Origin of the sequence: Brevundimonas naejangsanensis (assembly GCF_003627995.1) — a bacterium.
Taxonomy (GTDB): domain Bacteria; phylum Pseudomonadota; class Alphaproteobacteria; order Caulobacterales; family Caulobacteraceae; genus Brevundimonas; species Brevundimonas naejangsanensis_B.
The window spans coordinates 1527540-1547379 of sequence record NZ_CP032707.1; the positions used below are offsets into that span (position 1 = coordinate 1527540).

20 protein-coding genes are annotated in these 19840 nt (G+C 69.0%); 8 read left to right on the forward strand and 12 right to left on the reverse strand.

Annotated elements, in window-relative coordinates:
- Positions 1-87 precede the first annotated feature (87 nt).
- Genes D8I30_RS07205 through D8I30_RS07215 form a run of 3 tightly spaced genes read right to left on the reverse strand, consistent with a single transcriptional unit; the run spans position 88 to position 3048 of the window.
- Positions 88-1098: an efflux RND transporter periplasmic adaptor subunit gene (locus tag D8I30_RS07205; RefSeq protein WP_121482137.1), complete on the reverse strand. Its 1011-nt coding sequence runs from the start codon at positions 1096-1098 to the stop codon at positions 88-90.
- 25 nt (positions 1099-1123) lie between these two features.
- On the reverse strand, positions 1124-1879 hold the full coding sequence (locus D8I30_RS07210; protein WP_430804532.1) for an ABC transporter ATP-binding protein: 756 nt from the start codon (positions 1877-1879) through the stop codon (positions 1124-1126).
- Positions 1876-3048 (reverse strand): ABC transporter permease, encoded by a 1173-nt coding sequence (locus D8I30_RS07215; protein WP_121482138.1) that lies wholly within the window; start codon positions 3046-3048, stop codon positions 1876-1878. Before D8I30_RS07215 ends, D8I30_RS07210 begins: the two co-directional genes overlap by 4 nt.
- Positions 3049-3242: 194 nt before the next feature.
- On the opposite strand from D8I30_RS07215, the gene D8I30_RS07220 reads away from it, so the two are divergent.
- The 3 genes from D8I30_RS07220 to D8I30_RS07230 all read left to right on the forward strand — a co-directional run bounded on the left by D8I30_RS07220 (position 3243) and on the right by D8I30_RS07230 (position 8147).
- The gene (locus D8I30_RS07220) at positions 3243-5336 is read left to right on the forward strand and encodes a S46 family peptidase (protein ID WP_121482139.1); all 2094 of its coding nucleotides are present in this window, start codon (positions 3243-3245) and stop codon (positions 5334-5336) included.
- Between the two features lie 187 nt (positions 5337-5523).
- Positions 5524-7620 (forward strand): S46 family peptidase, encoded by a 2097-nt coding sequence (locus D8I30_RS07225; protein ID WP_121482140.1) that lies wholly within the window; start codon positions 5524-5526, stop codon positions 7618-7620.
- Complete coding sequence (locus D8I30_RS07230) at positions 7617-8147, forward strand: GNAT family N-acetyltransferase (protein ID WP_121482141.1); 531 nt, start codon at positions 7617-7619, stop codon at positions 8145-8147. The genes D8I30_RS07225 and D8I30_RS07230 overlap by 4 nt, the downstream gene beginning before the upstream one ends.
- Before the next feature lie 189 nt (positions 8148-8336).
- Here D8I30_RS07230 and pgsA read toward each other — a convergent pair whose 3' ends face one another.
- From pgsA to D8I30_RS07255, 5 genes are all read right to left on the reverse strand, one after another.
- Positions 8337-8969: a CDP-diacylglycerol--glycerol-3-phosphate 3-phosphatidyltransferase gene (gene pgsA / locus D8I30_RS07235; RefSeq protein WP_121482142.1), complete on the reverse strand. Its 633-nt coding sequence runs from the start codon at positions 8967-8969 to the stop codon at positions 8337-8339.
- Between the two features lie 65 nt (positions 8970-9034).
- Positions 9035-9649, reverse strand: coding sequence for a carbonic anhydrase (locus D8I30_RS07240; protein WP_121482143.1), 615 nt, complete (start codon positions 9647-9649; stop codon positions 9035-9037).
- 54 nt (positions 9650-9703) lie between these two features.
- The gene (gene uvrC / locus D8I30_RS07245) at positions 9704-11596 is read right to left on the reverse strand and encodes an excinuclease ABC subunit UvrC (protein ID WP_121482144.1); all 1893 of its coding nucleotides are present in this window, start codon (positions 11594-11596) and stop codon (positions 9704-9706) included.
- Positions 11597-11612: 16 nt separating this feature from the next.
- A complete protein-coding gene (locus D8I30_RS07250; protein WP_121482145.1) occupies positions 11613-12059 on the reverse strand; it encodes a DMT family transporter in 447 nt (148 codons plus the stop codon).
- Between the two features lie 8 nt (positions 12060-12067).
- A complete protein-coding gene (locus tag D8I30_RS07255; protein WP_121482146.1) occupies positions 12068-12541 on the reverse strand; it encodes an NUDIX domain-containing protein in 474 nt (157 codons plus the stop codon).
- 153 nt (positions 12542-12694) lie between these two features.
- Here D8I30_RS07255 and D8I30_RS07260 point away from each other — a divergent pair, with 153 nt between their 5' ends.
- From D8I30_RS07260 to D8I30_RS07280, 5 genes are all read left to right on the forward strand, one after another.
- Positions 12695-13492, forward strand: coding sequence for an SDR family oxidoreductase (locus D8I30_RS07260; protein WP_205570674.1), 798 nt, complete (start codon positions 12695-12697; stop codon positions 13490-13492).
- Positions 13493-13571: 79 nt separating this feature from the next.
- Positions 13572-14108 carry a 6-pyruvoyl trahydropterin synthase family protein gene (locus D8I30_RS07265; RefSeq protein WP_121482148.1) on the forward strand — a complete coding sequence of 179 codons (537 nt, stop codon included), beginning with the start codon at positions 13572-13574 and terminating at the stop codon, positions 14106-14108.
- On the forward strand, positions 14105-14494 hold the full coding sequence (gene folB / locus D8I30_RS07270) for a dihydroneopterin aldolase (RefSeq protein WP_121482149.1): 390 nt from the start codon (positions 14105-14107) through the stop codon (positions 14492-14494). The genes D8I30_RS07265 and folB overlap by 4 nt, the downstream gene beginning before the upstream one ends.
- Before the next feature lie 58 nt (positions 14495-14552).
- Positions 14553-14921: a serine/threonine protein kinase gene (locus tag D8I30_RS07275; protein ID WP_121482150.1), complete on the forward strand. Its 369-nt coding sequence runs from the start codon at positions 14553-14555 to the stop codon at positions 14919-14921.
- 29 nt (positions 14922-14950) lie between these two features.
- The gene (locus D8I30_RS07280) at positions 14951-15241 is read left to right on the forward strand and encodes a GNAT family N-acetyltransferase (protein WP_121482151.1); all 291 of its coding nucleotides are present in this window, start codon (positions 14951-14953) and stop codon (positions 15239-15241) included.
- A 203-nt stretch (positions 15242-15444) separates the two neighbouring features.
- On the opposite strand, the gene D8I30_RS07285 is transcribed toward D8I30_RS07280, so the two are convergent.
- The 4 genes from D8I30_RS07285 to uvrB all read right to left on the reverse strand — a co-directional run bounded on the left by D8I30_RS07285 (position 15445) and on the right by uvrB (position 19800).
- The gene (locus D8I30_RS07285; protein ID WP_121482152.1) at positions 15445-15771 is read right to left on the reverse strand and encodes a hypothetical protein; all 327 of its coding nucleotides are present in this window, start codon (positions 15769-15771) and stop codon (positions 15445-15447) included.
- Between the two features lie 102 nt (positions 15772-15873).
- The gene (locus tag D8I30_RS07290) at positions 15874-16053 is read right to left on the reverse strand and encodes a hypothetical protein (protein ID WP_121482153.1); all 180 of its coding nucleotides are present in this window, start codon (positions 16051-16053) and stop codon (positions 15874-15876) included.
- A 1008-nt stretch (positions 16054-17061) separates the two neighbouring features.
- Positions 17062-17412, reverse strand: coding sequence for an endonuclease domain-containing protein (locus D8I30_RS07295; RefSeq protein ID WP_121482154.1), 351 nt, complete (start codon positions 17410-17412; stop codon positions 17062-17064).
- Between the two features lie 168 nt (positions 17413-17580).
- Positions 17581-19800: an excinuclease ABC subunit UvrB gene (uvrB, locus tag D8I30_RS07300; RefSeq protein WP_240387378.1), complete on the reverse strand. Its 2220-nt coding sequence runs from the start codon at positions 19798-19800 to the stop codon at positions 17581-17583.
- Between the last annotated feature and the right edge of the window lie 40 nt (positions 19801-19840).

A 19840-nucleotide genomic window follows, 5' to 3' on the forward strand; every position in this document is an offset into this window, starting at 1 on the left:
CGTCCGCCGGGATGAGCGGGAGAGTATGCGCCAACAAAAAAGGGGCGCCGCGCGGCGCCCCTTTTCCGTGTTCAGCCTGAGCCGTCCTTACTTTTGGGCCGTCTTCATGGCGCGCGTGGCGGGCACGCCGGCCTGGATCTCGCGCTTGGCGCCGGCGGTCTCGCCCGGCTTCATGAACTTGACCAGAACGCGCTGGCCGATCAGCAGCGGGGCGTCGTTGACGGCGACCACCACTTCGACGACGCGCTCGTCGGTGCGCTGGGACGGATCGTCCGAGGCCAGCTTGCGGGCGCCGAAGACGGCGGCGCGGCGCAGCACCTTGCCGACATAGACCTTGGTCGGGTCGCCTTCCGGGGTGATCTCGACGGCCTGGTCGACGGCGACGTTGGGGATGTCGGCCTCGACGATCTCGGCGCGGGCGATGCGCGGGGCGTCCGGCTCCAGGTCGAACATGTTCGACACGTTCAGGGTCGAGGCGCCGGCGCCGGGGTTGGCGTAGCGGCGCACGATGCGGCCGTCGGCGGGCGCGCGGATCATCGTCAGCTCGACGTTGTAGGCGGCCTGGTCGCGACGGGCGCGGGCGGTCTGCACGGCGGCTTGCTGCGAGCCGAGGCGGGCCTGGGCCTGGGCGATGGCGTCGCGGGCCTGGTCCAGCTTCTGGGCGGCGACGAAGTTGGTCCCGGCCAGGCGCTGCAGGCGGTCGTATTCGCGCTGGGCCGTGGCGATGTCGACATGGGTCAGGCGCAGCTGGCTTTCAGCTTCGGCCAGGGTGGCCGAGGCGGTCTGCAGGGCCAGGCGCGGCTCGTCGTCCTCCTGGCGAGCCAGGATCTGGCCGGCGACGACGCGGTCGCCTTCCTGGACCAGGACCTCGCGCACCACGCCGGCGCGACGGGCCGCGATCTGGATGATGCCGCCCTCGATGTCGATCTTGCCGTTGGCGATGGCCGAGTAGGGGCTTTCAACCTTCTTTTCGGCGGCGGCGGTCGCTTCGGCCTTCTTCGCCGCATTGGCCTTCTGGACCATGCTGAAGCCGACGACGGCCACGATCAGGGCCACGAGGCCGATCCAGAGCCATTTGTTTTTCAGGATAGCGGGCATGTGAGATGTCCTTGAGGATCGGTGTCTAGTGCGAGGCCAGGACGGCGTCGGGATTGGGGGTGCGGCGCTGATCGTCGATGATCACGCCGTCTTCGATGTGGATGACCCGGTCGGCCCAGGCTTCCAGGCGCGGGTCGTGGGTCACGCAGATGACTGCGGCGCCATGCTCGGTCGCCGCCCGGCGCAGCAGCCGGATGACGATCTGGCCGTTCTCGCCGTCCAGCGCCGAGGTCGGCTCGTCGGCGAACAGGATCTTGGGGTCCTTGGCCAGGGCGCGGGCGATGGCGACGCGCTGCTTCTCGCCGCCGGACAGGGCCGCCGGGCGCTGATGCAGGCGATGGCCCAGGCCGACTTCCTCCAGGGCGAGCGCGGCGCGCTTCTTGGCCTGGCCGGCGGTCAGGCCCTGGAATTTCAGCACCGTCTCGACCTGTTGCAGGGCGGTCAGGGACGGGAAGAGGTTGAAGCCCTGGAAGATGAAGCCGCAGTTGTCGAGGCGGAACCTGTCGATCTTGCCGCCCGACAGCTTCCACAGATTGTCCACGTCCAGGGCGTCGACGCGTCCTTCCTCGGGGCGCAGCAGGCCGGACAGGGCGGCGATCAGCGTCGACTTGCCCGAGCCGGACGGCCCCATGACCATGGTCAGGTCGCCGTGGCGCGCGTCGAAGTCGACGCCCTTCAGCACCTCCACGAAGCCGCGGCCGGACTTGAACCGCTTGACCAGCCCCTTGGCCTCGATGGCGAAGTCGCCGTGCTTGCCGTGAACTCTCGTATGCATGTTCATCGTAGCAGGTCCGCAGGTTGGCTCTTCTTCAGGATGCCCATCGACAGCAGGCCCGACAGCATGGCGATGGCGATCAGACCGCCCCCGACCACGATCAGCAGGAGCGGCGGCAGGGCGATGATGACGGCGTTGGACTTGGCCAGCAGCGACAGCAGCCAGGTCAGCAGGATGGCGGCGCCGACCCCGACCAGGCCGACCCAGAAGCTCAGCTCCATGACGATGCGGCGCAGGGAGCCCATGCCGACGCCCAGGGCGCGCAGGGAGGCGAACTCCTTGATGTTGGCCATGATGGCCCCGCGCAGGGTCTGCCAGGTGATGGCCACGCCGATGATGATGCCCAGCACCACGCAGCCGCCGATGATGATGACCAGGATGCCTTCCTCGAACATGGCGCCGGCGTTGGCTTCGGCCAGGTCCTGACGGGTCCAGGCCTTCCACTGGCCGTTGCCCATGGCGTTCAGCTGGGCCACCACGATCTCGGCGCGGGCGGGATCCTTGATCTTGATCATCAGCGGGCCGACGCGCGGCCCGGAAAAGGCCTGGCCCAGCATCCGCAAGGAGTCGCGCGACATGACCAGGGTCGGCTGCATCATGTTGGGATAGCCTCGCAGGACGCCCACCACGGTCACGGTCTGGCCGTTGAACAGGGCCTTGTCGCCCAGCTTGACCCCCAGCGGAGCCAGGGCCGTCTCATCGACGGCGACGGTGAAGGGCTGGCGCAGAGCCTCGACCAGTTCCTCGGAATAGTCGACCGGGATGGTGACCGAACCGGGCGCCGTGTCGATGACGTTGATCATGACGTTCTTTTGCTTGGGCGCGCCCTGTTTGGCGCGGTCGGCGGCCGAGGCGGTCGGGTCGACGTTCTTGATGTTCTGGAAGTTGCCGCCCGACACGTCGAGGGTCTTCACCTCGATCACTTCCGGGTGGTTGTAGGCCTGGGGCACGAAGCGCCGCGGCATGCCCATGGGGCCGTTGAACAGGGCCGTGGCCCCCGGCTGCATGATGAAGATGTCGGCGCTCGACCGCTCGATGGCGGCGGTGAACCCCTTGCCGATGCCGATGAAGACTCCGGTCATGGCCAGCACGAGCAGGCCCGAGAGGGCGAGCGCCATGACGGCGGCCATATAGCGGCGCCATTCGAAAAGCAGCGTGGATAGCGCGAGCGACATGAAGCGTTTTTCAACCCCTGACTTGCAGCGTTATCTGACCGTCTCGGGGGCCGGGGCCAAGTTAAATCGGGGTAAGGCGAAGGCCCCCTCCGATGAAAGCCTGTGCGTCGGGGCTTGAGGCCCTTCCCAAAGCGGCGCTAGTGACAGGTCAATAGCAATGCGGGGCGCAGGGCCCCGCCTGCCCGGAGAGCCCCATGTCGCTGCGCCGTCTCTATTCCTTCACCGCCTCCCTGGCCGCCCTCGGCCTGGCCGCCGCGGTGGTCAACGCCCCCGCCACGCCCGCGCGCGCGGACGAGGGCATGTGGACCTTCGACAACTTCCCGATCCAGACGGTGAACGACAAATACGGCACGCGGATCGACCAGGCGTGGCTGGACCGGGTGCGCAACGCCGCCGTGCGCCTGCGCGGCTGCTCGGCCTCCTTCGTCTCGGGCGAAGGTCTGATCCTGACCAACCACCACTGCGTCATCTCCTGCGTTCAGGACCTGTCCACGGCCCAGAGCGACTACGTCAAGAACGGCTGGATGCCCGCCACGCGCGAGGAGGAGAAGACCTGCCCCGGCCAGACCGCCGAGGTCCTGACCGACATCGTCGACGTCACCGACCGCGTCATGGGCGCCGGGGCCGGCCTGGAAGGCGCGGCCTTCGTCGAGGCGCGCACCAATGAGGTCGACAAGATCCAGAAGGAGGCCTGCGGCGACGACCGCAAGCTGACCTGCCAGGTGATCAGCTTCTATCGCGGCGGCAAATACGCCCTCTACAAGTTCCGCAAGTACGAGGACGTGCGCCTGGTCTTCGCGCCGGAGTTCCAGGCGGCCTTCTTCGGCGGCGACCCGGACAACTTCAACTTCCCGCGCTACGCCCTCGATGCCGCCTTCCTGCGCGCCTACGAGGACGGCAAGCCGGTCGCGACCCCGAACCATCTGAAGTGGAGCGCCGAGGCGCCCAAGGACGGCGAGGCCACCTTCGTCGCCGGCAACCCCGGCACCACCCAGCGTCTGCTGACCCTCAGCCAACTGGAGCGGCTGCGCGATCAGCAGATTCCAGTGACCCTGATCCAGAGCTCGGAGCTGCGCGGCCGCCTGACCGAATATTCGACCCAGGGCGAGGAGGAGAAGCGCGTCGCCCTCGACCCGATCTTCGGCCTCGAGAACAGCTTCAAGGTCTATTACGGCCAGCTGGGCGCCCTGACCGACCCGGCCTTCATGGGCAAGAAGCGCGCCGAGGAGGCCGAGCTGCGTCAGCGCGTGGCGGCCGACCCGGCCCTGGTCCAGCGCATCGGCGATCCCTGGACGGACCTGGAGAAGGTTCAGGCGACGGCGACCGAGCTGTACCTGCCCTATCGCCAGCTGGAGGCGAACGCCGGCGGCGGCTCGACCCTCTACGCCTACGCCCGGTCGATCGTCCGCGCCGCCAAGGAACGGGCCAAGCCGGCGGCCGAGCGCCGCGCGGGCTATTCCGACGCCGACATCGCCGCCCTCGGCCGTCGCCTGGCCTCGGAGGCGCCGATCGCCAAGGGCGTCGAGGAGATCCAGCTGTCCTTCTGGCTGTCCAAGACGCGCGAATACCTGACCGCCGACAACGCCAATGTGAAGGCCATGCTGGGCCGCGAGAACCCCGAGGGCATCGCCGCCCGTCTGGTCGAGAGCAAGCTGATCGACCCGGCCTTCCGCGCCGAGGCCCTGGCCATGACGCCGGAGCAGCTGGCCGCCTCGGGCGACCCGATGATCGCCTTCGTCCTGGCCAATGACGACGCCGCCCAGGCCGTCCGCACCCAGTGGGACGCCGGGGTCAACGGTCCGACCGCCCGCGCCGCCGAAAAGGTCGCCCAGGCCCGCTTCGCCGTCTATGGCGACAACCTGTATCCGGACGCGACCTTCAGCCTCCGCCTGTCCTATGGCCAGGTGAAGGGCTGGACCTATCGCGGCGTGACCGTGCCGTCCTTCACCTACATGGGCGGCCTGTATGAGCGCGCCACCGGGGCCGAGCCCTTCAACGTGGCCCAGCGCTTCCTCGACGCCGAGGGCCGGGTGAACAAGGCGACCGTCTATGACTTCGTCTCGACCAACGACATCATCGGCGGCAACTCGGGTTCGCCGGTGATCAACGCCCGCGGCGAGGTGATCGGCGCCGCCTTCGACGGCAACATCCACTCCCTGGGCGGCTCGTTCGGCTATGACGGCGAACTGAACCGCACGGTGTCGGTCTCGACCGCTGCCGTCACCGAGGCCCTGCGCAACGTTTACAACCAGCCGCGCCTGCTGCGCGAACTGGGCGTGCGGCGTTAAGGACTTGAGCGCGGCGTCCGATCCAGACGCCGCGCCTCTCCCTCCCCTTCATGGGGAGGGAGAAGGGCCTACGCCCCGGTCTGACGTCGCGCTTGGCTAGATTGCTTGCAACGGCGCGCCGATTTCAGACTATTCAGACGAGTTGGACTCTGTTTTTCCCCGCCGGAGTCTGAATCAGGAGCTTCTCATGCGTCACATGCTGTTCGCCTCGGCCGCCGTCCTGGCTTTCGCCGGCGCCTCTTCCGCCAAGGCCGAGGAGGGCATGTGGACCTATGACAACTTCCCCATCGCCCGCGCCAACCAGACCCTGGGCACGAACATCGACCAGGCCTGGCTCGACCGCGTCCGCCTGTCGTCGGTCAAGTTCGGCGGCTGTTCGGCGGGGGTCATCTCCGGCGAGGGCCTGGTGATGACCAACAACCACTGCGTCGCCACCTGCGTCGCCAACCTGTCGACCCCGCAGGTCCAGTACGCCGAGACCGGCTTCACGCCCAAGAGCCGCGAGGAGGAGCTGAAATGCCCCGGCGGCTCGGCCGAGATCCTGACCGACATCACCGACGTCACCGCGCGGGTGCAGAAGGCGGGCGAGGGGCTGGACGGCCAGGCCTTCACCCAGGCGCGCGAGGCCGAAGCCGGCCGCATCGAGACCGAGGCCTGCGGGTCCGATCCCAAGATCCGTTGCCAGGTCGTCAGCCTGTATCGTGGCGGCCAGTTCAAGCTCTACAAGTTCCGCAAATACTCCGACGTGCGCCTGGCCTGGGCGCCGGAAGACCGCGCCGCGACCTTCGGCGGCGATCTGGACAACTTCTCCTTCCCGCGCTTCGCCATCGATGCGGCCTTCATCCGCCTGTACGAAGACGGCAAGCCCGCCGCGACGCCGACCCACTTCACCTGGAACCCGAACAAGCCGACCGAGGGCGAGCCCGTCTTCGTCACCGGCAATCCCGGCTCGACCCAGCGCCTGCTGACCCAGTCGCAGCTGATGACCATCCGCGACGTGGTCCTGCCGATGGACCAGCTGATCGCCTCCGAACTGCGCGGCCGTCTGATCCGCTATTCGGAAGAGGGCGAGGATCAGGCCTTCATCGCCATGGACCCCATCGTCGGCGTCGAGAACACCTACAAGCGCGGCCTGGGCCGGATGCGCGCCCTGACCGACGCCGCCTTCATGGCCAAGAAGGCCGAGGCTGAAGCCGACTTCCGCGCCCGCGCGGCGGGCGGTCAGACCGATCCGTGGACGACGCTGGAGGCGGTTCAGCCCCTGGCGCGTGAGCTTTACGCCCCCATGGCCCTGCTGGAAGGCGGCACGGGCCTGGGCACCACCTCGGTGGCGGGCGGCTCGTCGCTGTTCAACTGGGCGCGGACCCTCGTGCGCGGGGCTCAGGAACGCGCCAAGCCCTCGGACCAGCGCCTGCCCGAGTTCGCCGACAGCCGCCTGCCCGGCGTCCAGTCCGGCCTGTTCGCCGAGCGCCCGACCTATCCGGCGCTGGAGCAAATCCGTCTGGAATGGTGGCTGTCCAAGACCCGCGAATGGCTGACCGTCGACAGCCCCTACGTCCGCACCCTGCTGGGCAAGGAAAGCCCCGAAGGTCTGTCGGCCCGCCTGATCGAGGGCACCCAGCTGGCTGACCCGGCCGTGCGCCGCGCCCTGTGGGAAGGCGGCCTGCCCGCCGTTCAGGCCTCGACCGATCCGCTGATCCAGTACGCCCTGGCCATCGACGCCGACGCCCGCGCCGTGCGCGCGCAGTGGGACAATACGGTCAAGGCGCCGACCGACCGCGCCTCGGAACAGCTAGCCGCCGCCCGCTTCGCCGTCTATGGCGACGCCGTCTATCCCGACGCCACCGGCACCCTGCGCCTGACCTACGGCCGGGTCGAGGGCACGGACGTTCCGGGCCAGCGCATCCCTGCCTTCACCACCTTCGCCGGCCTGTGGGATCGTGCGACGGGGGCCGAGCCCTTCAACGTCGCGCCCAAGCTGCTGGCCGCCAAGGACCGCATCGACCCGAACGCGGTGATGAACATGGCTGTCTCGTCCGACACCATCGGCGGCTCGTCGGGCTCGCCCGCCGTCAACGCCAAGGGCGAGATCATCGGCGCCAACTTCGATTCCACCGTCCTGACCCAGCGCAACGCCTACGGCTATGACCGCAACGTCAACCGCAGCGTCATCGTCACCACCCAGGCCGTGACCACCGCCCTGCGCGACGTTTACGGCATGGATCACCTGATCCAGGAGCTGGGCGTGGCGCCCAAGGCCGCGCCCCGCCGGGCGCGCCGTTGATCGCGCCGAGCTTCCGTCTTGCGGCGCCGGACGACGTTCCGGCGCTGCGCCGCCTGATCGAAAGCGCCTATCGCGGCGACAGCGCCAAGGCGGGCTGGAGCCATGAGGCCGACCTGCTGGGCGGTCAGCGCACCGACGAGGCCGAGCTGCGCGACATTCTCGCCGACGCCTCGCGGGTCATCCTGCTGGCCGAGGTCGAGGGCGTCCTGACCGGCTGCGTCCAGGTCGCGGATCAGGGCGGCGGCCGGGCCTATCTCGGTCTGCTGACCGTCGATCCGACCCGTCAGGCGGGCGGTCTGGGCCGTCGGCTGATCGACGCCGCCGAGGCCGAGGCCCGCCGCCGCTTCGCCGCGACGCGCATGGAGATGACGGTCATCCGCCGGCGCGCCGAGCTGATCGCCTGGTACGAGCGCCGAGGCTATCGGCTGACCGGGGAGACCCGGCCCTTCCCGCTGGACGACGAGCGCTTCGGCCTGCCGCAGACGCGGAATCTGGAGTTCGTGGTGCTGGAAAAGGCGCTCAAATAAAAACCCTCTCCCGACGGGAGAGGGCTTGAGCCTCGGAGAGCCGAAGGCGATCCGCAAGGCGAAAGGGTGAGGGGCGGAGGCTTCAGTCGGCTTTAGCCGTGGCGCGACGGCTTACGCCGACGGTCGCCGGGAACCCTCATCGGGCCACCTTCTCCCATCGGGAGAAGGGACCATAGCAAGGAAGCCGTCTTACAGATCCCGCATCTGCTTCTGGGCGGCGCTGAAATACTGCCAGCCGGTCCACAGGGTGACGATGGCGGCCAGCCAGATCAGGGCGTCCGAGAACAGCTGGAAGGCCGGCAGGTAGTCGAAGGGCAGGCCCCAGCCGTCCCAGTTGCGGGCGAACAACTGGCAGCCCAGGGCCACCATCTGCAGGGTGGTCTTCCACTTGGCGGCCAGGGTGACGGGCAGGTTGATGCGCCCGGCCATGGTCTCGCGCAGGGCCGAGACGGCGAACTCGCGGAACAGGATCAGGCCGCAGGGAATGATGATCTGCTGCACCGAACCCGAGGTCAGCACGCCCAGGATGGCGCCCGTGACCAGGATCTTGTCGGCGATCGGGTCCAGAATGGCGCCCCAGCGCGTCTCGGCCTTCCAGCGGCGAGCCAGATAGCCGTCGATCCAGTCCGTCGAGGCGGCGATGACGAAGATCCAGAAGCCCGTGCGGTACATGGCGAACTGGTCGTCGGGGCTCAGCCAGGCCGAGACGAAGGGAATGCCGCTGGTCGCTCCCGCCAGCAGCAGGAACATGACCACCCCCGCCGCCAGCCGGATGCTGGTCAGGATGTTGGGGATCGGATTGGCTTTGTGGGCAGGGGCCATGACGTCTTCCGTTGCGAACGGCACGGGTGTGCCACGGTTCGCGCCCAGAGGCGAGGGCGGCGCCTTTAGTCCAGGCGCTCGAACCGGCCGGGGCCGGTCAGCTTGGACAGGATGCCCAGGGCGATGCCGAAGTGCAGGCCGCTGAGCTTGAGCTCGCCCGCCGCTTCCTTCTCCGCGATCCAGGGGAAGGTGCGCAGGTTCTCCAGCGACAGGCGCACCACGGCCTCCTCGGCCGCGCACTCGACCTGATCGGCGGCCAGGCCCTCGACCGCGCGGCGCACGGCGGGCACGCCCTGTTCGACCCAGGGGGCGACGAAGTCCTGGCAATTGGCGGGCGAGCCCTTGAGCATGGCGGTGACGCCGCCGCAGGAGGCGTGGCCCATGACGACGACGTGCTTGACCTTGAGCACGTTGACGCCGAATTCCAGCGCCGCCGAGACGCCGTGCAGCTTGCCGTCGGGCTGATAGGGCGGGACCAGGTTGGCGACGTTGCGCACCACGAACAGTTCGCCCGGCGCCGTGTCGAAGATCAGGGCCGGATCGGCGCGGCTGTCTGAACAGGCCACGACCAGGGTGTGCGGCTTCTGCCCGTTGACGGCCAGGGCTTCGTACTCGGCGCGCTCGGACGGCCACCTGTTCGCGCGGAAGCGATGGTAGCCCTTGGTCAGTTCGGCGATCATGGGGGCGTTCCTAGACCGACGACGGTTGATCGCTCAACCCGAAATCCGCATCCCTCATGACTTGTGAAAGAAGCCGTGGATGCGTTCGGCCAGGGCCTGGCTGACGCCGTCGACCTTGACCAGATCAGGAACCGACGCCCGGCTGACCCCCTTGGCCGAGCCGAAGGCGTGCAGCAAAGCCTTCTTGCGTCCCGGTCCGACGCCCTCGATCTCGTCCAGCGGATTCTTCTTGATGTCCATCGAGCGGCGCTTGGCGTGGGCGCCGTTGGCGAAGCGGTGCGCCTCGTCGCGCAGCCGCTGCAGATAGTAGAGGGCCGGGCTCTTCAGCGGCAGCATGAAGGGCGCCTTGCCGGGCATGAAGAACTTCTCCAGCCCCGCGTCGCGGTCCGGCCCCTTGGCCACGCCGACCACGGCGATGTCGTCGACGCCCAGGTCGGCCATGACGGCCAGCACCTCGGCCAGCTGGCCCGCTCCGCCGTCTATCAGCAGCAAGTCGGGGCGCTCGACCGCCTCGCCGGCCTCCTCGTCCTTGACCAGCTTGCCGAAGCGGCGGCGCATGACCTCGCGCATCATGCCGTAGTCGTCGCCGGGGGTCAGGTCTTCGCCCCGGATGTTGAACTTGCGGTACTGGTTCTTGCGGAAGCCCTCGGGGCCCGCGACCACCATGCCGCCGACGGCGTTTGTCCCCTGGATATGGGCGTTGTCGTAGACCTCGATCCGCTCGGGCCGGGCGTCCAGGCCGAAGGCCTCGCACACCTCGTCGAGGATTTTGCCTTGCGCCGAGTTCTCGGCCAGCTTGCGGCCCAGGGCCTCCCTGGCGTTGGTCAGGGCGTGGTCGACCAAGCCCGCCTTGCCGCCGCGCAGGGGGCGGGCGATCTCGACCCTGTGCTCGGCTTTCATCGAGAAGGCGGCCTCCAGCAGCTCCAGCTCGTGCGGGCGGACGTTGGACAGGATCAGGCGCGGGACCGGCTTGTCCTCGTAGAACTGACCCAGGAAGGCGGCGAGGATTTCCGGGTCGCTGTCGCTCCTGTCCACCCGCGGGAAATAGGCGCGCCCGCCCCAGTTCTGGCCCGCGCGATAGAAGAAGACCTGGACGCAGGCCTGGCCGCCCTCGGCGTGCAGGGCGAAGACATCGGCTTCGGCCACGCCATCGGCGTTGATGCTGCTCTCCATCGCAATGGCCGAAAGGGCGCGGATCCGGTCGCGCACGCGGGCGGCGGTCTCGAAGTCCAGGTCGTCCGACGCCGCCTGCATCTCCTGCGACAGGCGGCCGATGACGGCGCGCGACTTGCCGCGCAGGAACTGTTCGGCCTCAGTGACCAGATCGCCGTAATCCTCAAGCGAGATCAGGCCGGTGCAGGGCGCCGAGCAGCGCTTGATCTGGTGCAGCATGCAGGGGCGGGTGCGGGTCTCATAGACGCTGTCCGAACAGGATCGCAGCAGGAAGGCCTTCTGCAGGGTGTTCAGCGTGTGGTTCACCGCCCAGGTCGAGGCGAAGGGGCCGAAATAGTCGCCCGGAATCGTATGGGCGCCGCGATGCTTGCGGACCTGGGGCGCGCGGTGGTCGCGGCGGATCATCAGTTCGGCGAAGGACTTGTCGTCGCGCAGCAGGACGTTGAAGCGCGGCTTCAGCTTCTTGATGAAGTTCGATTCGAGCAGCAGGGCCTCGGTCTCGGACGCCGTGACCACCAGCTCCATCGCGCGGGTCAGGCTGACCATCAGGCCGATGCGCTGGGTGTGGAAACGTCCTTGCGCATACTGGACGATGCGCTTCTTCAGCGACTTGGCCTTGCCGACATAGAGGCAGGCGCCGTCCTCGCCGTACATGCGATAGACGCCGGGCTTGTCGGGCGCGCGGCGCGCCTCGTCCGCGATCAGTTCGGCGGCCTGAAGCGGCAGGGCTTCGGTCGGGGCGTCGCCCGGAATGTCGATCGTCTCCTCGGTCATCGGGCGGGATATAGGCTCAGCCGCGCCGGACCAGAAGCACCCCGCCGATCACCAGCAGGACGCCGGCGACGCGGGTCGGGCTGATCGACTGCTGCGGCACGCCCAGGGCGCCGAAATGGTCGAGGATCAGGCTCAGCGCCAGCTGGCCCGCCACCATCAGGACGATGGTCAGGGCCGCCCCGAACCGGGGCACGCCCCAGGCGGCGGCGACCACGAAGAGGCAGCCGTAGAGGCCGCCCAGCCAGGCCCAGGCAGGCAGGGCCTTCATCGCCGCCGCGTCCGGCCGCGTCTGCAGCGTCAGGGCCAGGAGGCCCAGGGCGATGGTCCCCACGAAGAAGGAGACGAAGGCCGCGTTGACCGGCGAACCGACGGCGACGGCCAGCCGGGCGTTGGTCGGTCCCTGCAGGGCGGTGGCGGCGCCGCCGAGGACCAGGGCCAGAAGGGCGAGGACGGGAAGCGGCATGGGCTGTCTCACCAGTTGGGATCGGGCGCGGCGTCGCCGAAGATCTCGGCCAGGCGGTCGCGGGTGGCGCGGGTGGCGTCGGCGGGCAGGGCGTGGGGATGGAACCAGCCGATCTCGGCGATCTCGCCGTGGCTGGTCCGCTCGGCCATCTCGAAGGCGTCCAGGCGGAAGACCAGGACGTGGTCGCCGGGAAAGAAGGCTTCGTTGGAATGCGCCGACAGCAGGCGCGGCTCGCCCGTGGCGATCACCCCCGCCTCCTCGCGCAGTTCGCGGATCACCGCCGCATGGGTCGTCTCGCCGCGATCCACCCCGCCGCCGGGCAGCCACCAGCCGTGCAGATAGGTGTGCTTGACCAGCAGCACCCGACCCTCCGCGTCCACCGCCACGCCGCGCACCCCCAGGGTCATGCCTCGGCTCAGCCGCGACCAGGCGAAGAACAGCGGCCGGGTGAAGGGTTCGATGCGGGTGCGCCAGGTGGTCATGTAGGAACGATAGGCCGGGGCCGGGCGGCTTGAACAGAGGCGCGCTTCCCCCTATTCGGAAGCGGAACAGGAGACCCGTCATGCTGGCCATCGCCACCATCTTTGCTTTCATCGCCGTCATCGCCGCCATCAACTTCTACGAGTTCGGCCGGGTTGACTGACCCGACGCGGGCCTCGTCTCCCGCCCCGGCCAGGGGCGTGGCGCTGGTCACGGCCGCGTCGCGCCGGATCGGGGCGGTGCTGGCGCAGACGGCCGCCCGCTCGGGCTACGACGTCGTCGTCCATTATCGCTCCGATGAAGACGGGGCGCAGGCCGTGGTCCAGGCCATCGAGGCCCTGGGACGGCGAGCTGTCGCCGTCCACGCCGACCTGACGGACGCCGGGGCGCGAACCGCCCTGATCGAACAGGCCGCAGCCTTCGGCCCCTTGCGGCTGCTGGTCAACAACGCCTCCCTGTTCGTCTATGACCAGCTGGAGACCTTCCAGGAGGCGGACCTGCGCCTCCATCACGAGGTCAACGTCCTGGCTCCCCTGGCCCTGATCCGGGACTTCGCCGCGCGCCTGCCGGAAGGGGACGAGGGCGTAGTGGTCAACATGCTGGACTATAAGGTCACGGCCCCCAATCCGGACTTCTTCTCCTATACCGTCAGCCGGGTCGGCATCGCCCATATGACCGGGGCCCTGGCCCTGGCTCTGGCGCCGCGCATCCGGGTCTGCGGCATCGCGCCGGGCCTGACCCTGCCCTCGGCCGGATGGCCCGAGGCCGACTATGAGGCCGGGGCGCAGGCCACGCCGCTGAAGCGGCCCGTGGCGGTCGAGGACCTGGCGGCGGCCCTGACCTTCATCTTGTCGGCGCGCAGCCTGACCGGCCAGAACCTGGTCGTGGATGCCGGGGCCAGCCTAATCCGCCGCGACCGCGACCTGGAATTCGTCCAGTCCGACTCGCATTGACCGCCGTTCGCGCCGCCACATGACCTTTATTTGGCGATAGGTTGGTGCTTTAGCTGCCGCCCGTTCACTCGAGACCTTCATGCCCGCTGTCCGTTTCACCCGCCGCTTTTCGATGGCGCACCGGCTGATCGCCGAGGCCGGGTCGAAATGCGCCGTGCCGCATGGCCACAATGAGTTCGTGACCGTGACGCTGGAGCCGACGGCCGAGATCGATTTCGGCCGCGCCAACTATGCGGCCTCCTTCGAGCGGCTGAAGGCGCGCTGGCACGGCTTCGTCGACGGCAGCCTGGACCACGCCTTCCAGCTGAACCGCGCCGACCCGCTGCTGGCCTGGTTCCGCGAGCACGAGCCGCAGCGCCTGAACCAAGTGCTGACTGTGGACGGCGACCCGACGACCGAGGCCCTGGTCATCGCCCTGTGGCGCAAGCTGGAGGCCATCCTCGCCGCCGAGGGCCTGCCCTTCCGCCTGGCCGAACTGGCCATCGAGGAGACGCCGACCAACACTGTGCTGACGCGCGGCCTGACCGAGGCGGAGCGCGCCTGGGCGCTGGGCGGCTGGTGCGACCGGGCCGATTTCAGCATCAATGACCTTCTGCCGCCGGAGACCTGGTCGTGAGCGCCGTCGTCACCCCCCTGCCGTCCGTCGAGCCGCGCCGCCTGGGCCTGAAGGTCCTGGTGCGCGCGCTGCAGGTCGAGGCCTCCATCGGCTTCTACGATCATGAGCACGGGCGGCTGCAGCCCCTGGTGGTGGACGTCGAGCTGGACCTGGGCGCCGCGCCGGTGGAGCGGCTGACGGATACGCTGGACTATGACGGCGTGGCCCGCATCGTGCGCGACCTGGCGGCGGGGCCGCACATCGCCCTGATCGAGACCTTCGCCGAGCGCACGGCCCTGGCCTGCCTGGCCGATCCGCGCGTTCTGAGCGTGCGCGTCCGGGTCGAGAAGCCCGGCGCCATTCCCGACGCCGCCGCCGCCGGCTGCGAGGTCGCCTACGCCCGTTGACGCCCGGTTGCCCCGGTCTCTTCGTCCCGCCATCATCTCCTTCCAGCGAGAGGTCTTCATGGTCCAGTCCGGCGATTTCAGCCCCTCCAGCGCGAGCGAGTCCGAGGTGGCGGGCCTTTACGTCGGCTACGCCTTGATCCTGTTCGTCGTGCCGACCTTCGGCGTGGCGGCTTTGATCGGCCTGCTGCGCCTGTGGCGGGCCCCGGCGCCGACGGACCCGCTGGCGCGCAGCCATTTCATCTTCCAGCGGCGCACCCTGATCGCCTCGGTCGCGGCCATTGCGGCGGGCGGGGTGCTGATCCTGGTCAACCTGGGCGTCTTCGTCCTGTTCGGCATGGCGGTGTGGACCCTGGTGCGCGGCGTGCTGGGCCTGCGCGACCTGCTGCAGGGGCGGGGGATCGAACAGCCGCTTCGCCTGTTCTACTGAAGACCCTCGCGTCCGTCGGGAGAGACGAGATGAGCGCCTTCAAGGATCTGCCCGCCGACCGCCGCTACCAGCAGCATTTCGCCGACGCGGCGGGCGCAGAGCATTCCGTCTGGGCCGACTACGCGGTGCGCGGCCACACGCGCATCATCCTGCACGTCGAGGCCCACCCCTCGCTGCGCGGCACCGGCGCGGCGGGGACCTTCATGCAGGCCCTGGCCGAGCACGCCCGCGCCGAGGGCTACAAGCTGGAGCCCCACTGCAGCTACGCCGCGATCTGGCTGAAGCGGCATCCTGAGTACGAAGACGTACTCAGCTCTTAGTGGGCCGCGGTCGTCGGCCCTCCGGGACCTCCCGACCCGACGCGGCCTGGCGCTTCGCGCGGGTGCTCAAGCAGCGAGCGACCGCGTCGCGAGCGTAGCGCACGAAAACGCGCTCAAGCAGCGAGCGACCGCGTCGCGAGCGTAGCGCACGAAAACGCGCTCAAGCAGCGAGCGACCGCGTCGCGAGCGTTAGCGCCCTTAAATCAAGGATGACTCTTGGCGATGATGGCCTTCATGGTCTCGGCCTTGGCGGGCAGGTCGGCGACCAGGCGGGCGGCCAGTTCGCGGGCGCCGACGGGATAGGCGTCGCCGCCGTCGGCGATCTCCCTGGCCATGTCGGCGGCCTTGCACAGGGCGGCCTCCAGCGCCTCGACCTGCTCCAGCGCCAGGGCGCGGGCTTCGGCCTGCAGGCGCTTGACCCGTTCAGCGGTGGTTTCGGGCGCGCGCATCAGGTCATAGACCTCAACCTCCGCCGCGGAGACCACGCGCAGGGCGGCGCGGGCGTCGGAGTCATTGCTGGACTTGGTCATCGGCATCTCTCCCACAACGCACCATGCCGCATTTTCGCCGCAAGGTCGCATCCCATTTTGCGGCCAAGCTTGAGGCCGCGCCCCTCATGTTGCCTCCAAGCCTCAGGCCTCGTCGATGGAGGGCGGCGCCGCCGCGCCCAAGCGACGACGCTCGACGATGGCCCACAGGTGGTCGATGCGGCTCGCGATCTCGCGCCGCAGCCGACGCTCCTCGGCCGGATGCATGGGCGGATTGTCGGGATCGACGGGGACAGGCGAACGCGGCGGTCGAGGACGGGCCATGGGGCTCCTTTCTTTGCGAATTGGTCGACACAAGCCTTCCTTCTCCCCTTGTGGGAGAAGGTGGCGGCCGAAGGCCGACGGATGAGGGGTTTCTGGACGCTTGATGACGGTCCGAAATCCGGCAGCGGCGCGCCCCCCTCATCCGGTCCTGACGGGCCACCTTCTCCCACAAGGGGAGAAGGAACGCGGACGCCCGCCGCGCCTTGCGGCGGGCGGTTGGAGGGCTGGGCGGAGCGCCGGGCCGACGCCCGGAGTTCAGATGTATGTACCGTTTCGACGTAGGCTGACGCTCCGCGCGGACGGGCTTCCACGAGCTCGGGGCAGGCGCCGGTGTTAACGGCTACCCCCGGCGCCCGCGGCGGGCGGGGGCCTGCTTGCGACAGGCCTCCCGGAACGGTCCGCGTAACCCCCGCGACCCTGGCCGGAACCTCTCTGACGGACGGGTCGAACGCCCCGTCGCTAGGCCCCGTCGGCTCCTTGTTTAGAGGCGGCCTACCGCCCTTCGGGCTGCTTGAGGCCGCGTAAGCAGCCTAGCGCCCGATGGGTGGTGAGGCCGGGCGCTGGCGCCGGCGTTCGCCTGCGTCGCCGCCCTTCGCATCCTGAGCCGTGCGGCGAAGCCCGCCGCGACCTGTCCGCTGGGCTCTGCCCTCGACCGGAGACCGCGACGGACGCCGCGCGGCCCGACAAGGACCCCGCTCCATCCGCTCCCGCCGCCCGCAAGGTCGCAGGCCTCGCGAGCCCTCCATGCGACGGAACGCGGGCAGGGTGGCATGGGGGCGAACCAGGGCGGGCTGAATGGGGATGGCGGAGGGGGAAGGGCGGGGAATCATGGGGATTGGGGCGGGGACGGTGCGCGGGTTCGTCCTTCTCCCCTTGCGGGAGAAGGTGGCGGCCGAAGGCCGACGGATGAGGGGTTGCAGACCGGTTGCCGCGTCGACAGGCAAGGCGGAGAGACCCCTCATCCGACCTCGCTCCGCTCGGCCACCTTCTCCCACAAGGGAAGAAGGATCAGTCGCGCGTCAGCTTTTCGTTCACCGCCGCGAGGATCGCCGCCAGCACCTCATGGGAGCGGTTCTCGATCTGCTGGTTGGGAAAGCGCAACACCCGAAATCCCTGTCCGCGCAGCCACTCGTCGCGGGCGGCGTCCTCGGCGCGCGCGTCGTGGTGGGGGCCGTCGGCCTCGACGATCAGGCGATGGCGCAGGCAGAGGAAGTCGGCGACGTAGCGCCCGATCACCACCTGCCGCCGGAACTTCAGCCGCTCCAGCCGCCGGTCCCGCAGAATGGCCCACAGCCGCCGCTCACAGAGGGCGGGCTCGCGGCGCATCGTCCTGGCGCGGTCATGCAGCCAGTCGTCCATATGGCGACGCTAACCCTTCTCCCCTTGCGGGAGAAGGTGGCCGAGCGCAGCGAGGTCGGATGAGGGGTTTCTGGCGCTCGGATGAAGGCCGCTCTTCAGCAGGCGTCGCGAGACCCCTCATCCGTCAGCCTCCGGCTGCCACCTTCTCCCGCAAGGGGAGAAGGGTAACTACCGCCCCTTCCTGAACGCTTCCGCCTTTTCGGCCGCCGCTTCCCTGCGCCACCGCTTCGGGGCTGACTTGTCGACCTCCTCGCCGGCGCCCGTCAGCGCCTCGTTGGCGAATTCGAGGTCGAGGAGCTTCATCTTCTTGATCTCGTCGCGCAGGCGGGCGGCTTCCTCGAACTCGAGGTTGGCGGCGGCTTCGCGCATGCGGCCTTCCAGATCCTTGAGGGCGGCCTGGAAGTTGGAGCCGACGAAGGGCCTGGCCTCCTCGGCGACGCCGGGGCGGGTCAGGCGGTCGAGGTCGCGGGACTCATAGGGGCTGTCGAGGATCTCCTTGATGTCGCGCTTGACCGTCTCGGGCGTGATGCCGTGTTCGAGGTTGTAGGCCTGCTGCTTCTCGCGGCGACGGTCGGTCTCGGCGATGGCGCGCTCCATCGAGCCGGTCATGCGGTCGGCGTAGAGGATGACGCGGCCGTCGACGTTGCGCGCGGCGCGGCCGATGGTCTGGATCAGGGAGGTCTCGGAGCGCAGGAAGCCCTCCTTGTCCGCGTCGAGGATGGCGACCAGGCCGCATTCGGGGATGTCCAGGCCCTCGCGCAGCAGGTTGATGCCGATCAGGCAGTCGAACGAGCCCAGGCGCAGGTCGCGCAGGATCTCGATCCGCTCCAGGGTGTCGACGTCGGAGTGCATGTAGCGGACGCGCACGCCCTGTTCGTGCATGTATTCGGTCAGGTCCTCGGCCATCTTCTTGGTCAGGGTGGTGACGAGGCTGCGGTAGCCGGCGCGGCTGGTGGCCTTCACCTCGTCGATGACGTCGTCGACCTGGTTGCGGGTGGCGCCGGAGACGGGGCGGATCTCGACGGGAGGGTCGATCAGGCCGGTGGGGCGGATGACCTGTTCGACAAAGACGCCGCCGGTCTTGTCCAGCTCCCAGGCGCCGGGGGTGGCCGAGACGAAGACGGTCTGGGGCCGCATGGCGTCCCATTCCTCAAACTTCAGCGGGCGGTTGTCGATGGCCGAGGGCAGGCGGAAGCCGTATTCGGCCAGGGTCGATTTGCGGCGGTAGTCGCCGCGATACATGGCGCCGATCTGGCCCACGGTGACGTGGCTTTCGTCCACGAACAGCAGGGCGTTGTCGGGGATGTACTCGAAGAAGGTCGGCGGCGGCTCGCCCGGCGCGCGGCCGGTCAGCCAGCGGCTGTAGTTCTCGATGCCGGCACAGGAGCCGGTGGCCTCCATCATCTCCAGGTCGAAGCGGGTGCGCTGTTCGAGGCGCTGGGCCTCCAGCAGCTTGCCGTTCTCGACCATCCAGTCGAGCGTCTCCTTCAACTCGGCCTTGATGCCGGTGACGGCCTGGTTGAGCGTCGGGCGCGGGGTGACGTAGTGGCTGGCGGCGTAGACGGTGACGTCCTCCAGCGCATTGGTCTTCTTGCCGGTCAGGGGGTCGAACTCGTCGATGGCCTCGATCTCGTCGCCGAACAGGCTGATGCGCCAGGCGCGGTCCTCCAGGTGGACCGGGAAGATCTCGAGGGTGTCGCCGCGCTTGCGGAACATGCCGCGCTCGAAATGCAGGTCGTTGCGCTTGTACTGCAGGGCGATCAGGTCGGCGCGCAGCTTGGCCTCGTCGATCTGGTCGCCGACCTTCAGGCCGAAGGTCATGGCGGTGTAGGTCTCGACCGAGCCGATGCCGTAGATGCAGCTGACCGAGGCGACGACGATCACGTCGTCCCGCTCCAGGATCGCGCGGGTGGCGGCGTGGCGCATCCGGTCGATCTGCTCGTTAATCGAGCTGTCCTTCTCGATGTAGGTGTCGGTGCGCGGGACGTAGGCCTCGGGCTGGTAGTAGTCGTAGTAGCTGACGAAATACTCGACGGCGTTGTCGGGGAAGAAGGCCTTGAACTCGGAATAGAGCTGGGCCGCCAGCGTCTTGTTGTGGGCCAGGATCAGGGCCGGGCGCTGGGTCTGTTCGATCACCTTGGCCATCGTGAAGGTCTTGCCCGAGCCCGTGACGCCCAGCAGCACCTGCTCGCGGTCGCCGTCGTTCGCCTGGGCGACCAGTTCGGCGATGGCGGAGGGCTGGTCGCCGGCGGGCTGGTATTTCGTCTCCAGCCGGAAAGGGATGCGCTTCTTGCCGGTCGGCCGCTCGGGGCGGTGCGGCGTCCAGTCGGCGGGGGCGGCGGGGGCCTCCTCGGGCGTCAGGCGCGGGCCGCTCACCGGCGCGAACATGGGCGCGCGGCCGTGATCGAAGGCGACCGGCGCTTCCTTC